The 16085-nt window shown below is 72.3% G+C and carries 11 protein-coding genes; 8 read left to right on the top strand and 3 right to left on the bottom strand.

Annotation, left to right across the window (positions count from 1 at the left end):
- Positions 1-9: 9 nt before the first annotated feature.
- From ACIO1C_RS15985 to ACIO1C_RS15975, 3 genes are all read left to right on the top strand, one after another.
- Positions 10-1470 (top strand): NCS2 family permease, encoded by a 1461-nt coding sequence (locus ACIO1C_RS15985; RefSeq protein ID WP_401863455.1) that lies wholly within the window; start codon positions 10-12, stop codon positions 1468-1470.
- A 56-nt stretch (positions 1471-1526) separates the two neighbouring features.
- Positions 1527-2690 carry an XdhC family protein gene (locus ACIO1C_RS15980; RefSeq protein WP_401863452.1) on the top strand — a complete coding sequence of 388 codons (1164 nt, stop codon included), beginning with the start codon at positions 1527-1529 and terminating at the stop codon, positions 2688-2690.
- A 620-nt stretch (positions 2691-3310) separates the two neighbouring features.
- The gene (locus tag ACIO1C_RS15975) at positions 3311-5284 is read left to right on the top strand and encodes a glycoside hydrolase family 9 protein (protein ID WP_401863449.1); all 1974 of its coding nucleotides are present in this window, start codon (positions 3311-3313) and stop codon (positions 5282-5284) included.
- On the opposite strand, the gene ACIO1C_RS15970 is transcribed toward ACIO1C_RS15975, so the two are convergent.
- Complete coding sequence (locus ACIO1C_RS15970) at positions 5247-6503, bottom strand: lactonase family protein (RefSeq protein WP_401863446.1); 1257 nt, start codon at positions 6501-6503, stop codon at positions 5247-5249. The two genes, ACIO1C_RS15975 and ACIO1C_RS15970, sit on opposite strands and share 38 nt — an antisense overlap.
- Positions 6504-6739: 236 nt before the next feature.
- Between ACIO1C_RS15970 and ACIO1C_RS15965 the strand changes: the two genes are divergently transcribed.
- The 3 genes from ACIO1C_RS15965 (at position 6740) to ACIO1C_RS15955 (ending at position 10263) form a co-directional block, all read left to right on the top strand.
- Positions 6740-8008, top strand: a complete 1269-nt coding sequence (locus ACIO1C_RS15965) for a VWA domain-containing protein (RefSeq protein WP_401863443.1) — start codon at positions 6740-6742, stop codon at positions 8006-8008.
- Complete coding sequence (locus tag ACIO1C_RS15960) at positions 8008-8868, top strand: hypothetical protein (RefSeq protein WP_401863441.1); 861 nt, start codon at positions 8008-8010, stop codon at positions 8866-8868. Before ACIO1C_RS15965 ends, ACIO1C_RS15960 begins: the two co-directional genes overlap by 1 nt.
- 186 nt (positions 8869-9054) lie before the next feature.
- A complete protein-coding gene (locus ACIO1C_RS15955; RefSeq protein ID WP_401863438.1) occupies positions 9055-10263 on the top strand; it encodes a winged helix DNA-binding domain-containing protein in 1209 nt (402 codons plus the stop codon).
- Here ACIO1C_RS15955 and lysA read toward each other — a convergent pair.
- Together lysA and ACIO1C_RS15945 are read right to left on the bottom strand one after the other, a co-directional pair.
- On the bottom strand, positions 10242-11573 hold the full coding sequence (gene lysA / locus ACIO1C_RS15950) for a diaminopimelate decarboxylase (protein ID WP_401863435.1): 1332 nt from the start codon (positions 11571-11573) through the stop codon (positions 10242-10244). The genes ACIO1C_RS15955 and lysA overlap by 22 nt on opposite strands.
- A gap of 197 nt (positions 11574-11770) precedes the next feature.
- Positions 11771-12604, bottom strand: coding sequence for a response regulator transcription factor (locus ACIO1C_RS15945; protein WP_401863432.1), 834 nt, complete (start codon positions 12602-12604; stop codon positions 11771-11773).
- Between the two features lie 111 nt (positions 12605-12715).
- Between ACIO1C_RS15945 and ACIO1C_RS15940 the strand changes: the two genes are divergently transcribed.
- Positions 12716-14428 carry an AMP-binding protein gene (locus ACIO1C_RS15940; protein WP_401863429.1) on the top strand — a complete coding sequence of 571 codons (1713 nt, stop codon included), beginning with the start codon at positions 12716-12718 and terminating at the stop codon, positions 14426-14428.
- A complete protein-coding gene (locus ACIO1C_RS15935; RefSeq protein ID WP_401863427.1) occupies positions 14425-16068 on the top strand; it encodes an AMP-binding protein in 1644 nt (547 codons plus the stop codon). The genes ACIO1C_RS15940 and ACIO1C_RS15935 overlap by 4 nt, the downstream gene beginning before the upstream one ends.
- The last annotated feature ends 17 nt before the right edge of the window (positions 16069-16085 follow it).

Genomic DNA, 16085 nt, shown 5'->3' with positions numbered 1-16085 from the left:
GCAGGCAACATGACCCAGTCGTCAGTGGAACCCAGGACCACCACCGCCGAGGACGCCGGCACCGACGCGCGTCCTCCGGGCGGACGGTCCCGGCTCGACCGGTACTTCGAGATCTCCCACCGGGGATCGACCCTCGCCCGCGAGATCCGGGGCGGCGTCACGACCTTCATGGCCATGGCGTACATCCTCCTGCTCAACCCCCTCATCCTGTCCGGCGAGGACATCGCGGGCGACACCCTCGCCCGGTCCGCCCTGATCACCGCGACCGCCCTCGCCGCCGCGCTCACCACCCTCCTGATGGGCTTCGTCGGGAAGGTGCCGCTGGCCCTCGCCGCCGGGCTCTCCGTCTCGGGGGTGCTCGCCGGCCAGGTCGTGCCCGTGATGACCTGGCCGCAGGCCATGGCGATGTGCGTGCTGTACGGGGTGGTGATCTGCCTCCTGGTCGTCACCGGCCTCCGCGAGATGATCATGAACGCGATCCCGCTCGCCCTGAAACACGCGATCACCATCGGTATCGGCATGTTCGTCGCCCTGATCGGCCTGGTGAAGGCCGGGTTCGTCCACGCCTCGCAGGGCGGCGGCCCGGTCACCCTCGGCCCGGCCGGCCAGCTCGCCGGGTGGCCCGTCCTGCTCTTCTGCGTGACCCTGCTGCTGATCCTCATGCTCCAGGCGCGCGAGGTGCCGGGCGCGATCCTGATCGGCATCGTCCTCGGCTCGGTCGTCGCGGCGGTCCTCAACAACACGGGTGTCATAGGCGTCGGGGCGTGGGGCAGCGGCCCGCCCGAACTGGCGGGGAGCGCCGTCTCGTTGCCCGACTTCTCGCTCTTCGGGAAGGTCGACTTCGGCGGCTGGGGGGACGTCGGCGCGATGACGGTCGGGATGATCGTCTTCACTCTGGTGCTGGCGGGCTTCTTCGACGCGATGGCCACCATCATCGGGGTCGGTACGGAGGCCGAACTCGCCGACGACCGGGGCCGGATGCCGGGCCTCTCCAAGGCGCTGTTCATCGACGGCGCCGGTGGTGCCGTCGGCGGGGTGGCGGGCGGCTCGGGCCAGACCGTCTTCGTCGAGTCCGCGACGGGCGTCGGCGAAGGGGCACGTACCGGCCTGGCCTCCGTCGTCACCGGCCTGCTCTTCGCGGCGTGCCTCTTCTTCACCCCGCTCACCCGGCTCGTACCGGGCGAGGTGGCCGCCGCGGCCCTGGTGGTGATCGGCGCGATGATGGCGCAGAACGCCCGGCACGTGGACTGGGGCGACCGCGCCGTCGCGGTCCCGGTCTTCCTGACCGTGGTCCTGATGCCGTTCACGTACTCCATCACCGCCGGGGTCGCGGCGGGGGTCATCTCGTACACGGCCCTCAGGGTGGCGCAGGGCAAGGCCCGCGAGATCGGGGCCTTCATGTGGGGACTCACGGCGGTCTTCGTCCTTTTCTACGCCCTCCACCCGATCGAATCCTGGCTGGGCGTCTGATTCCCGACTCACCACCAACACCACCCCCTCCCCCTCCGAGACGCGAGGAGATCCGAATGCTGGACATCGCGGAAGAACTGGCCCGATGGGTCGAGCAGGGACGGGACTTCGCCGTGGCCACCGTCGTGGCGGTCGGCGGCAGCGCGCCCCGGCTGCCGGGAGCCGCGCTCGCCGTCGACAGCGAGGGCACGGCGATCGGCTCGGTCTCCGGCGGCTGCGTGGAGGGGGCGGTGTACGAACTCTGCGCCCAGGCGCTCCTGGACGGCGTCACCGTCCTGGAGCGGTTCGGCTACGACGACGAGGACGCGTTCGCCGTCGGGCTGACCTGTGGCGGAGTCATCGACATTCTGGTGACGCCGGTACGGGCCACCTCCGCCGGGCGGCGGGTGTACGCGGCCGCCCTGGCCGCCGCCGCGCGGGGGGAGGCGACGGCCCTCGCGCGTGTCACGGAGGGGCCGGCGGAACTGCTGGGACGGGCCCTGCTGGTACGCCCCGACGGTTCGTACGAGGGCGGCCTCGGCGGCCACCCGGAGCTGGACCGTACGGCGGCGGGCGAGGCGCGCGCCCTGCTGGACGCGGGCCGTACCGCCACGCTGGTGGTCGGCGAGGGCGGCTCCCGGTGCGGCCGGCCCGTGACGGTCCTGGTGGAGTCGAGTGTGCCGCCGCCGCGCATGATCGTCTTCGGTGCGATCGACTTCGCGTCGGCGCTGGTGAGGGTGGGCAAGTTCCTGGGCTACCACGTGACGGTGTGCGACGCGCGCCCCGTCTTCGCCACGGCCGCGCGCTTTCCCGACGCGGACGAGGTGGTGGTCGCGTGGCCCCACCGCTACCTGGAGTCGGCGGAGGTCGACCCGCGGACGGTCCTCTGCGTCCTCACGCATGACGCGAAGTTCGATGTCCCCCTGCTGGAACGGGCGTTGCGGCTGCCGGTCGCCTTCGTCGGCGCGATGGGCTCACGCCGTACGCACGAGGACCGTAACGCGCGGCTGCGCGAGGTGGGCGTCTCGGAGCTCGAACTGGCCCGCCTCCATTCCCCGATCGGCCTCGACCTCGGCGCGCGTACCCCCGAGGAGACGGCGCTGTCGATCATGGCGGAGGTGGTGGCGACGCGGCGCGGCGGCTCGGGCGTCTCCCTGACGGGCGCGCACACCCCCATCCACCATGACGTCCCAACGGACGGCCACGGAACGTCGACACGACGGATCGGCTCGGTGGCTTGACCGTTGTCCGTTGCGCTTACTGCTTGTCCTCAATCGTCGGACGGGCTTGGTTTGTCGTGGTGGCGGGGGGTGGGGCCTCCGGAGGCAGGGGTGTCCGGACTGCTATCCTCACCGCGCTTCGCGCGAGCTGCGACGCTTTACGTCCGGACACCCCTGCCTCCTCCGACCCCACCCCCCTCACGCCGCCGGGAACGTGAACGACCCCCCGCACCGGGGTGGGCCGGGTTGTGACGCGGGCCTGGGAGGGGGACGGGCAGGGGTCGTGTCCGGAACGTAGAGCGTGTTTTGTGTCGCGTGGCGATCGTCACGTAATTCGGAGTTGCTGAACGCGACGTAAAACATGCAGTGCAGGACACGACCCCTGACCGGCCCCCGGCCACAACCCGCACCGGGCCACCGGCCGGCAGCGGCAAAATCAAGCCCGTCCGGCGATTGAGGACAACACGAACCGCAACCCGGTCACCGAGAACGCGCGGCCCCCCGGCCCCAGACCGCCCGTCCGGCGATTGAGGACAATCAGTAACCGCACCCGCCCACGAGGACACCGTGTCGGTTCTCGGGACATGTGATCGTTTTGTTCTACTATGTGCCCTCGCCGGTCCGTACGAGGGAGCCGCCGCATGCCGTCCCCGTCCCGCCTCCGCACCGCCTTGGCCGCGCCCGCCGCGCTCGGCGCCCTCGCGGTCGCCGCCGTGCTGCCGCCCGCCCCGGCCCAGGGCCACGCCGGCGCCCAAGGCAATGCCGCCGCCCAAGGCAACGCCCACCCCGACCTCAGCCCCGTACGCGTCAATCAGATCGGCTACCTCGGAGGCGCCTACAAGATCGCCACCGTCGTGTCCGTCCACACCTCGCCGCTGGTCTGGCGGCTCACCGACACGACCAGTTCGAAGGCCGTGGCCACCGGCACCACCAAGATCCACGGTACGGACCGGGCCTCCGGCGACCACGTCCACCGGGCCGACTTCTCCGACGTGACCGCCCCGGGGACGTACCGCCTCACCGTCGGCGAACCCGTCGGCGACCCGGTCGGCGACCCGGTCGGGGACCCCGATGGCGACCCCGTCGGAGACACCGGCAGTGTCCCCTTCACCATCGGCGACACCCCCCTCTACCCGCACCTGGCCCGCGAGGCCATGCAGTACTTCTACTTCCACCGCCTCGGCACCCCCGTCTCCGCCCGCCACCTCCAGAGCCCCGCCCACGCCCACGACGCGCTGCACCCCGGTGACAGCTCCGTCCCCTGCTACCAGGACTGGTGCGGGAAGGAGCGGCTGAACGTCGCCCAATCCTGGGCCGACGCGGGGGACTTCGGGATCTACCCCGTCAACCACGCCATCGCCGCGTGGACCCTGATGAACCTCTACGAGCGCCGGCCCGCCGTCCACGGCGACTCCACCCTCCGGATCCCCGAACGGGGCAACGGCCGCCCCGACCTCCTCGACGAGGTGGAGTACGGTTCACGCTTCCTGTCCGGGATGCTGCCCGCGTCCGGGCTCGCCTCGCACAAGGTGCACAATCACCGGTGGAGCGCCTTTCCCGTCGAGGACGTCGCCGCCGAGAACGCCCTGCCCCGCTCGGCGATGGGCCCGTCCACGAACGCGACCTACGCCGTGGCCCGTACCAACGCCCAACTCGCCCGTGTGCTGAGGGCGTTCGACGCGGCACACGCCGACCGGCTGTGGTCCTCGGCCCAGGAGGCGTGGAAGCGTGCCGAGGCCGCCCCCGACGTCGACTACACCGACGCGGCCCCCGACGCCGAGGGCGGCGGCGACTACGCGGACACCGGGAACGACGACGACCGTTACGCGGCGGCGGCCGAACTGTTCCTCACCGCCCAGCGCCGAGCGGAAAGCGCGGAGCCGTACCGTACGGCCGTCACCGGCTCCCCGCACTACGGGCGCGTCACCGACTTCAGCTGGGCCGACGTCGCCACCCTCGGGACGCTCTCCCTGCTCGCGGCCGACAGCGACCTGCCCGCCGCCGACCTCTCGGCGATGCGCGGTCGCCTGCGGGCGTTCTGCGACGAGGTCATCGCGGTGCAGGACGCCGAGGGCTACCCGGCGCCGATCTCGGGGAGCGGACCGTACCCCTGGGGCTCCAACTCCTCCGTCGTCAACCGGATGTTGCTGCTCGGCACCGACTACGACCTCACCGCCGACCCGCGCGCGCTCAAGGCCATGCACCGCTCCATGGACTACCTGATGGGCGCCAACGCCATGCGCCTGTCGTACGTCACCGGATACGGCGCCTACCACGAGACCGATCTGCACGACCGGCTCGCCTGGGGGAGCTACCCCGCGACGCCGTACCCCCGGGGCTGGCTGTCCGGCGGCCCGAACAGCACGCTCATCAACGACACCGCGACCCCCACCGGCCGCCCTGCCGCCAAGTCGTACGCGGGTCCCGGCACCGCGCCAGCCGCCTGGGGGTCCAAGGAGAACACCGTCAACTGGAACGCGCCGCTGGTCTGGGCCGCCACCTATCTGGAGCTGACCACACCGGACCTGGCGGCGGGCCGGGTGCCACGGGCAACGGGGCCCGTGGCACCCGGACCGGTCACAGCGGCAGGACACACACCGCGACCGGCGCGGTGAACGGGGCGCCCGCGGACCGCAGTTCACCGGTCACCTGGTCGACGTCGAAGACCGTCACCGAGTTCGACCGCTGGTTCGCCGCGAACAGCAGCTCCCCGCCCGGCGAGAGGGCGATCTGCCGCGGATAGTCGCCGCCGACGGGCACGGTGTCCAGCAGCCGCAGCTCCGCGCCGTCGGCCTCGATCGCGTACCGGGCCAGGCTGTTGTGACCGCGGTTGGCGAGGTAAGCGAAGGCGCCGTTGTCCGTGACCGCCAACTCCGCCGGATAGCTCCGAGTGTTGCCGGTGGTGCCCGTCGACTGCGGCTCTCCGGGGGTGAGTTGACCCGTCGCCGGGTCGTACGCGCAGACGACCACGGTGTTGTCCAGCTCGTTGGCGAGGTAGGCGAAGGCGCCCGACGGGTGGAAGGTGAGATGCCGGGGGCCCGCGCCGGGCCGCAGCCGCGCGTACGAGACGCGGGTCAGCGCACCGGTCGCCACGTCGAGGCGGTACGTGTACACGGTGTCGTTGCCCAGGTCGACGGCGAGCACATGGCCGCCGTCCGGCGAGGTGACGATCTGGTGCGCGTGCGGCCCGCCCTGGCCCGGTCCTGGCGGCGGGGTGGAGTGCGTGACCAGCGCCGTACGCTCGCCCAGCGCACCCGACGCCTGGATGGGCAGCACGGCCACGCTGCCGGACGTGTAGTTGGCGGTCAGGAGCCACTGGCCGCTCGGGTGCACCGAGAGATGGGCGGGCCCGGCGCCCCCGGTGGAGCGGCTGCCGAGGACCGTGTGCCGGCCGTCGTCCGCCAGGCCGATCGCCGTGACCTTGCCGGCCTGCTGCTCGTCCACGGCGAACAGGGTCCGGCCGTCGGGGTGGATCGCGAGGTACGAGGGGTCGGCGACGCCCAAGAGGGTCCCGGTGCCCGTGATGGAACCGGTCGCCGAGTCGTAGGTCGCCAGGCCGACACCGGTGCCGCCGCCCGGGGACGAGGTGTACGTCCCGAGGAAGAGCCGGCGGGTGGCGGCGCGCAGGGCGGCGGGGGTGGGGGTGGGGGCCGGGGTGGCGACGGGGACGGAGGGCGCACCGGGGGAGGGGGCCGTGACCGGCGCGGCCGCTCCGGCCGTCGCGGGCACCACCGCCACCGCCGAGGTCGCGGCGAGCACACCGACGAAGCGGCGGCGGCTCAGGCCGCCCCCGCCTCCGGAGTCCGTTGCCGATCCCGTGCTTCTGCTGCTCATACCGGTCACCTCGGGTGTCAGGAGTGGGGGGATGTGGAGATGTGAGGTTGTGACGTCGGGTTGTGACGTCGGGTTGTGATGGGGGGATGTGACGTATGGGGCGTCTGTGACTCATACAGTGACCCGCTCGGGCCCCTGCGGCAAGAGAACCCTCCCCACATCGACGTCCGAGATGTCAATTGACGGGATGTCAGTTCCCGTTTGGCTCCCTGGGTTATTCTCACTATCATCCGGCGATGATCATAAGTAAACGGTCGGCAGCCGCCTTGTGCGGTCTGGTGGCCACCCTGGCCGTAGGGCTCTTCCCTCCCGCCGCCTCCGCGGACGAACCCAGTGGAAAACCGGCCCCCAAAGTCGACCTCGTCCTCGATGTGAGTGGCTCGATGCGGGCCCGGGACATCGACGGACAGTCCCGGATGGCGGCCGCGAAACAGGCCTTCAACGAAGTCCTGGACGCGGTGCCCCAGGAGGTCGAACTGGGCATCCGCACCCTCGGCGCCAACTATCCGGGGAAGGACAAGAAGGTCGGCTGCGAGGACACCGCGCAGCTCTACCCCGTCGGCCCGCTCGACCGCACCGAGGCGAAGACCGCGGTCGCCACCCTCGCCCCCACCGGCTGGACACCGATCGGCCCCGCCCTCCTCGGCGCGGCCAAGGATCTCGAAGGCGGTGACGCGACCCGCCGGATCGTCCTCATCACCGACGGCGAGGACACCTGCGCCCCCCTCGACCCCTGTGAGGTGGCCCGCGACATCGCCGCCAAGGGCATCCACCTCGTCATCGACACGCTGGGCCTGGTGCCCGACGCGAAGACCAGGCGGCAGCTCACCTGCATCGCCGAGGCCACCGGCGGTACGTACACCTCGGTGCAGCACACCGACGAACTCTCCGGCCGCGTCACGCAGTTGGTGGACCGTGCCGCCGACCCCGTGGTCACCCCCGTGGCCACCGACGGCGCCGCGCGCTGCGCCGACGCGCCGGTCCTGAAGGCGGGTCTCTACAGCGACCGCGAGAAGTTCTCCGAGCACCGCTGGTACCGCGTGAACGTCCTGCCCGGACAGGAGCTGCGCGCCTCGGTGAGTGTCGCCGCCGACCGCGCCGTCGACCGGGACTACGGCGTGCTCCTGCGCGCGGTGACCGTCCACGGCAGGGAGATCGTCCGCGGCTCCGAGGCGGGGGACGGCCGTACGGACGTGATCTCGACCGGGCTGCGGTACCCCAAGCCGGAGGCCGACGACGATGACGCCTCCGCCGCCGAGGAGGGCGTCTGCCTCCAGGTCAGCAACTCCTTCTCGGCGCCCGACTCCGTGAAGACCACGCCGGGCCTGCCCGTCGAACTGACCATCCAGGTCGTGGACTCGCCCGACGAGCCGTCCGACGTCGCCGCGTTCGGTCTCGGCCGCGGCTGGTGGCTGCTCGGCCTGCTCGTGCTCACCGGACTGGTGGCCGGGCTGCTGTGGGGCTGGGTCTCGCGCTGGCGTGTCGCCGTATGGAGGACCAACTGATGCGAAGCACGATGCGTAGCACCCGCAAGACGTCCGCGCGCGCCGGATCACTGCTGGCCGGTTCGCTGCTGGGGGCGGTGGCGCTGCTCACCACCGCGGGGCCGGCCCTCGCCGACGACACGCCCAGCCCGTCCCCGTCGTCCTCGGACGGCTCGGGAGACGGCCCTACGGAGGCCGGTACGTCGTTCCGTACCGCCACCGCGTTCCGGCCCGGCCAGGAGGCCACCGCCGACGCCTCCACGGGCGACTACCTCTACTGGGTCTTCCCGGTCGACACGGGACAGCGCGCCACCGTCACCGCGAAGGTCACGTTGCCCGAGTCGGCCGCCAGGAAGGGCTCCGCGACCTGGCAGGTCGATGTGTACGACGGGCTGCGCCGCCACCAGCCGTGCGTCTACGGCGCCAGGACCCGGGCGGTCGCGGCCGACGCGGACACGCTGGAGCTGCGCTGCACCCTGCGGACGGTACGGGCCTGGGCGGAGCCGTGGGCCAACGATCCGCTGCCGGGGAGCTACTACGTACGCCTGACCGTCGTGAACGCGCAGGAGGAGGACCTGGGGCTGCCGGTACGGGCCTCGGTCGGCGCGGCCCTGTCGGACAAGGGCGGGTCTGCGGCCGTGGGCGGCGGGCTCGCCGTGCCGCTGACCGCGAGTGCGGTGCTCGCTGACGCGGACGGGGACGGGTCGGACGACGAGCCGTCGTCGGCGGCGGTCGCGAGTGAGCCGGAGGACGGGTGGTCCTCGGGCTGGTGGTCGGACCGCTGGATCTGGACGGCGGCCGGGGGTGTGCTGGGGGCGCTGGCGGGTATCGGGGGTTATTCGCTGACGCGGCCGTCGCGGGTGTCGCGGCGGGTGAGCTAGGGGCGGTGGCCTGCGCGGGTCGTGACCGTCGCGGTCACTGTTGTCCTCAATCGCCGGACGGGCTTGGTTTGTGCGCCCGGTGGGCCCGCGCGGGCCGTGACCCGTGCGGGTCACCGATGTCCCAATCGCCGGACGGGCTGGTATCGCGGACCGGAATCGTCCGCAAGGGTCGGTAGCTTGGCGGGCATGGCTCTGAAGGCGAACCACCCCCTGCTCGGCACCCGCGCGCTCAATCGCGCCACCCTGGAGCGGCAGTTCCTGCTTCGGCGTGCCACCGGGGTGTCCGCCAAGGACGCCGTCGGGCACCTCCTCGGGCTTCAGGCCCAGAACGTCAAGCCGCCCTACTTCCAGCTCGCCGCCCGGCTCGCGGACTTCGGGCCCGAGGACCTGTCCGCCCTCATGGCGTCCCGCGAGGTCGCCCGGCTGGTCACGATGCGTTCGACCATCCACACCCACACCGCCGACGACTGCCTGACCCTGCGCCCGCTCCTCCAGGACGCGCGCGAGAAGGAGCTGCGGCTGTTCCGCGCCGGGCTGGCCGGAGTGGACCTGGACGTGCTCACCGCCTTCAGCCGCGACCTGGTCGAGGAGCGGCCACGGCCCGTGAAGGAGCTGCGGGACGCACTGGCCGCGCGCTGGCCCGACGCCGACCCGTTCGCCCTGGCCGTCGCCGCGCGCGGGCTGCTGCCGCTGGTGCAGACCACCCCGCGCGGGCTGTGGGGCCGCGCCGGGCAGGTCACGCTGACCACCGCCGAGAAGTGGTTCGGCCGGCCCTCGGAGCCCGCGCCGGCGCTCGACGACACCGTCCTGCGCTATCTCGGCGCCTTCGGCCCTGCCTCCGTCAAGGACATGCAGGTCTGGTCGGGCCTCACCCGGCTCAGGGACGTCTTCGAGCGGCTGCGGCCCCGCCTGCTCACCTTCCAGGACGAGTACGGCGCCGAGCTGTTCGACCTGCCCGACGCCCCGAGGCCCGCCGGGGACACCCCGGCGCCGCCGCGCTTCCTGCCCGAGTTCGACAACCTGCTGTTGTCGCACGCGGACCGGAGACGGGTTGTCCCGCCCGCGTACAAGGGGCGCGCCTCGCACGGGAACACCGCCCACCGGGCGCTGCTGATGGACGGATTCCTCGCCGGGATCTGGCGGGTGGAGGAAAGGGGCGCGGCGGGTACGTCAAGGACGTCCGCGTCCCGTACGACACTCACCGTCCAGCTCTTCGCGCGCCCCACCCGCCGGCAGCGCGCCGAGGTGGCCGAGGAGGGGGAGCGGCTGCTCACCACGATGGCCCCCGCCGACACGTACGACGTCCGATTCGCCGACCTCACGGACGCACCGGCGACGGACACACTGACGACGGACGCACCGGCCACGACGGCTCAGAGCCCCACGTCCCGCTGACGCAGATCCTCGAAGGTCTCCCGGCGCACCAGCAGCCGCGACCGCCCCGAGGACACCGCGATCACCGGAGGCCGGCCGGTCATGTTGTAGCCCGACGCCATCGACACCTGGTACGCCCCCGAGGCCGGGACCGCCAGGACGTCCCCCGCGCGGATGTCCTCCGGCAGCTCCACCGCCTCCGCGAGCACGTCACCCGCCTCGCAGTGCCGGCCCACGACCGTCGCCGTACGCATCGGGGCCGCCGAGGCGCGCCCCACCCTGCGGACCGTGTAGCGCGCGCCGTACAGCGCGGGCCGGGGGTTGTCGCTCATCCCGCCGTCCACCGCCACGAACACCCGGCCACCGGTGCGTTTGACCGCCAGGACCCGGTAGAGCGCGACCCCGGCCTGCGCCATGATCGAGCGGCCGGGCTCGACGGTCAGGCGGGGGACCGGCAGACCGTACCGGGCGCAGGCCTCCGCCAGCGTGTCGGTGATCAACCGCCCGTACACGCCGGGCGCGGGGGCCGGATCACCCGGCAGGTACGCGACCGCGAAACCGCCGCCCAGGTCCAGCTCGGGCAGGGTCACGCCGTGCCGGTCCCTGAGGTCGGCGAGGAAGGCCACGACCCGCCGTACCGCCTCCGCGTACGGCTCAGGCTCGGTGATCTGGGAGCCCAGGTGGCAGTGCAGGCCGGCCAGTTCGAGGGAGGACTGGCCGAGGATACGGGCGACCGCGTCGGCGGCGTCACCGTCGGCGATGGACAGGCCGAACTTCTGCCCCTCGGCTCCCGTACGGACCTTCGGGTGCGCGCCCGCCTCGATGCCGGGCAGCACCCGGACCAGCACCCGCTGCGGACCGGGGCCCGGCACCCGCGCGGCGATCCTGGCGATCTCGCAGGCCGAGTCCACGACGATACGGCCGACGCCCAGGCGCAGCGCCGTCCGCAGGTCCTGCGGGGACTTGGCGTTGCCGTGCAGGACGATCCGGTCGGCCGGGAAGCCCCGGGTGGCGGCCAGCTCCAGCTCACCGGCGGAGCAGACGTCGAGCCCGAGGCCCTCCTCCTCGATCCAGTCCACGACGGCCCGGCAGAGGAAGGCCTTGGCGGCGTAGACGACCTCGGCGCCCGGCAGGGCCCGGCGCCAGGCTCCGGCCCGGGCGCGCACCTCGTCCTCGTCCAGGACGTAGGTGGGGGTGCCGTAGCGCTCGGCCAGCTCCGCGAGGGAGACCCCGGCGACGGCGATGTCACCGCCGGGGGCGACGACGGCGGACGCGGGCCACACCGTGGCCGCGCTCAACTCGCTGATGCCCAAGAGGGGTTCGGTGGTCATCGCGACCTCGCCCCGGCCGCGTCGCCCACTGCTGTGGCCTGCTCCATGGTGTGCCTCCCGGACGGTCCGATCACTCCGACACCTGGAAGGTAGATCCGGCGGAACCGGAGGGGGTACGGCCCTGACGCGGCATTGACCGGTGGCGCCGGAATCTTGACGCTTCCCTGGCGGTCGGCCCCGGGGGCCCAAGCCACCCCCTACGGCAGCAGCCCCTCCCGCCGTGCCGCCACCACCGCCTCCAGCCGGGTGTGCGCCCCCAGCTTCCGCATCGAGGAGCGCAGATAGCCCTTCACGGTCTCCGGCCGCAGCCCGAGCAGCTCCGCCGCCGCCGCGTTCGTCGCGCCGGAGGCGACGCACGTCAGGACGTCCAGCTCGCGCGGGGCGAGGCTCACCGGCAGGTTCCGTTCGGCGGGCGGCGCGCCCGTCGCGCCCGCCAGCCGGGCGCACACCGCCAGCAGATGCTCACGCGTCTCCGCGTCGGCGATCCGGGGCGCGAGGGCCCGCAACTCGCCGTGCGCGGCCCGGACCTCCTCCCAGGCGGCGGGTCCGGTCGCCCGCTCCCGGGTCACCGCCAGCAGCCGGCGCACCTCGTCCCGTACGACCAAGGCCTGTTCCACGTCCCGCGCGGCGGACGCCGCCGCGTCGAACGTACGGTCACCTATGGGCAGCGCGGTGCGCAGCGCGCCGTACAGCACGCCCCGCACCCGGCGCTGGACGACGACGGGCACCGCGAGCACGGACCGCAGCCCCTCCGCCGCGACCGCCGCGTCGTACTCATGGCTGATGTGCCGCGCCTGGCGGTAGTCGGTCACCGCGAACGGCCGGGCCAGGGCGATGGACTTGCCGCCCAGACCGTTGCCCGACGAGATCGCCAGGCCGCGCAGCGCGCCGGTCGCCGTGCCGGTCAGTTCCGCGATCCGCAGCCGGCCCGTTTCGTGCAGCAGCCCGCCGAACGCCACCGGCAGACCGGTCGTCCGGCGCAGCCGCAGCAGCGCCGCGCGCAACTCCACCGACTCCACCACTTCGGTCACGTCGCCGCCCTTCCGTCGCCGGCCGCACCCCCACCACCCCCGTCCGGGGGTGGTGAGACCCACGTCACTGATTACACGATGTCATTGAACGGTCCGCAATGAGGAGGACATATGACGGCAGGGACGCCGAACAGTCCGGCCGGCCCGAACGGCAGGCTCACCCCGACGGAGGAATTCCGGTCGGCCCGGGACTTCCTCCTGGCGCACCGGGAGGACTACCGGACGGCGTACGCGGGGTTCGAGTGGCCGCGCCCCGAGCGGTTCAACTGGGCGCTGGACTGGTTCGACCGGATCGCGGAGGGCAACCACCGCGAGGCCCTGCACATCGTCGAGGAGGACGGCAGCCGTACCCGTGTCACCTTCGCGGAGATGTCCGCGCGCTCCGACCGGGTCGCGAACTGGCTGCGCGCGCGGGGGGTACGGCCCGAGCAGCGCGTCGTGGTCATGCTCGGCAACCAGGTCGAGCTGTGGGAGATCGCGCTCGCCGCGATGAAACTGCGTGCTGTCGTCATCCCCGCCACCCCCCTCCTCGGCCCCGACGACCTGCGCGACCGTGTCGAGCGCGGCCGGGCGTCCCATGTGATCGTCCGCTCGGACGGCACCGCGAAGTTCGACGGGATCCCGGGGCGGTTCACCCGGATCGCGGTGGGCGCCGAGGTGCCGGGCTGGCTGTCGTACGGCGACGCGGACGACGCGCCCGCGCGCTTCGAGCCCGACGGGCCCACCCACGCCGACGACCCGCTGATGCTCTACTTCACCTCAGGCACGACCGCCCGCCCCAAGCTGGTGGAGCACACCCATGCCTCGTACCCGATCGGGCACTTGGCCACGATGTACTGGATCGGGCTGCGGCCCGGCGACGTCCACCTCAACATCGCCTCGCCCGGCTGGGCCAAGCACGCGTGGTCGAACCTCTTCGCGCCCTGGAACGCCGAGGCGACCGTCTTCATCCACAACTACACCCGCTTCGACGCGGGCCGGCTGATGGCCGAGATGGACGGCGCGGGGGTCACCAGCTTCTGCGCGCCGCCGACCGTGTGGCGGATGCTGATCCAGTCCGACCTGTCGAAGCTGCGCACCCCGCCGCGTGAGGCCGTCGCGGCCGGTGAACCGCTCAATCCGGAGGTGATCGAGAAGGTCCGCTGCGCGTGGGGGGTGACGGTCCGCGACGGCTTCGGCCAGACCGAGACCGCCGTCCAGGTCGCCAACTCGCCGGGCCAACTGCTCAAGGCCGGCTCCATGGGCCGGCCGACCCCCGGCTTCAAAGTCGAGCTGCTCGATCCGGTGAGCGGGGCGCCCGGGGTGGACGAGGGAGAGATCGCGTTGGTTCTCAGCGCGCACCCGGTCGGCCTGATGACCGGCTACCACGGGGCTCCGGATCTCACCACCGCCGCGATGGCGGGGGGTTACTACCGCACCGGCGACATCGGCGCGCGTGACGCCGACGGTTACATCACGTACATCGGCAGGTCCGACGACGTCTTCAAGGCCTCCGACTACAAGATCTCGCCGTTCGAGCTGGAGAGCGCGCTGCTGGAGCACGAGGCGGTGGCGGAGGCGGCGGTCGTCCCGGCGCCCGATCCGGTGCGCCTGGCCGTCCCCAAGGCGTACATCGTGCTCGCCGAGGGCTGGGAGCCTGGGCCGGACACCGCGAAGGTGCTCTTCGCGCACTCGCGTTCGGTGCTCGCCCCGTACCAGCGGATCCGCCGCCTCGAATTCGGGGAGCTGCCCAAGACGGTGTCCGGGAAGATCCGCAGGATCGAGTTGCGTGAGCGTACGGCCGAGGGCTCCACCGCCGAGTACGACGAGGGGGATCTGCGATGACCACGCTGACCACCCGTTCCGGCCCGGTGGCGGCCCCGGCCGCCTCGTACCTCCACGGCACGGCCACGGTCCCGCTGCTCGGCGACACGGTGGGCGGGAACCTCGACCGGGCGATCGCCGCCCACCCGGACCGGGAGGCGCTGGTCGACGTACCGTCAGGAAGGCGCTGGACGTACGGCGAATTCGGTTCCTCGGTCGACGAGTTGGCGCGGGCGCTGCTCGGGCTCGGGGTGGCGAAGGGCGACCGGGTCGGGATCTGGGCGGTCAACTGCCCCGAGTGGATGCTGGCGCAGTACGCCACGGCCCGCATCGGCGCGATCATGGTGAACATCAACCCGGCCTACCGGGCGCACGAGCTGGAGTTCGTGCTCAACCAGTCCGGGGTCGCCGTCCTGCTCGCCTCCCTCGGCCACCGGACCAGCGACTACCGCGCGCTGGTGGACGAGGTGCGGGGCCGCTGTCCCGACCTGCGGGCCGTGCACTACATCGGCGACCCGAGCTGGGCCGAACTGCTCACGTACGGGCGGGAGGTGACGGCGGATCAGATAGCGGCGCGCGAGGCCGAGTTGTCCTGCGACGACCCGATCAACATCCAGTACACCTCAGGAACCACCGGCTTCCCGAAGGGGGCCACGCTCTCCCACCACAACATCCTCAACAACGGTTACTTCGTGGGGGAGACGGTCGCGTACACGGAACACGACAGGATCTGTGTCCCCGTGCCCTTTTACCACTGCTTCGGCATGGTGATGGGCAATCTCGCCGCCACCTCGCACGGCGCGTGTGTGGTCATCCCCGCGCCCTCGTTCGACGCAGGGGCGACCCTGCGTGCCGTCGAGCAGGAGCGCTGTACGTCGCTGTACGGCGTCCCCACCATGTTCATTGCCGAGTTGGACCTCCCCGGCTTCGCGTCGTACGACCTCTCCTCCCTGCGCACCGGCATCATGGCGGGTTCGCCCTGCCCGGCCGAGGTGATGAAGCGGGTCGTCGCCGAGATGAACATGGCCGAGGTGTCGATCTGTTACGGCATGACCGAGACCTCGCCGGTCTCGACGCAGACCCGACGCGACGACAACCTGGAGCGCCGCACCGGCACGGTCGGCCGGGCGCTGCCGCACATCGAGGTCAAGGTCGTGGACCCGGTCACCGGTGTCACGCTGCCGCGCGGGGTGGCGGGCGAACTGTGCACCCGGGGCTACAGCGTGATGCTCGGCTACTGGAACGAACCGGAACGCACCGCCGAGGTCATCGACCCCGGGCGCTGGATGCACACCGGCGATCTCGCCGTGATCCGCGAGGACGGCTACGCGCAGATCGTCGGCCGGATCAAGGACATGATCATCAGGGGCGGCGAGAACATCTATCCCCGGGAGATAGAGGAGTTCCTGTACGGCCACCCGAAGGTCGCCGACGTCCAGGTGATAGGCGTGCCCGACGCGCGGTACGGCGAGGAGATCGTGGCGTGCGTGATCCCGCGCGACCCGGCGGACCCGCCGTCGGCGGACGAGGTGGCCGCGTACTGCCGTGAACGGCTGGCGCACTACAAGGTGCCGCGCCGGGTGGAGATCGTGGACGCGTTCCCGATGACGGTGAGCGGCAAGGTCAGGAAGATCGAACTGCGCGAGCGCTTCGCGGCGTAGCGCTGCGGCGAGGGCGG

It is taken from the genome of Streptomyces sp. NPDC087420 (genome assembly GCF_044744165.1).
GTDB lineage: Bacteria > Actinomycetota > Actinomycetes > Streptomycetales > Streptomycetaceae > Streptomyces.
This window is presented reverse-complemented; position numbering and strand designations above follow the sequence as displayed.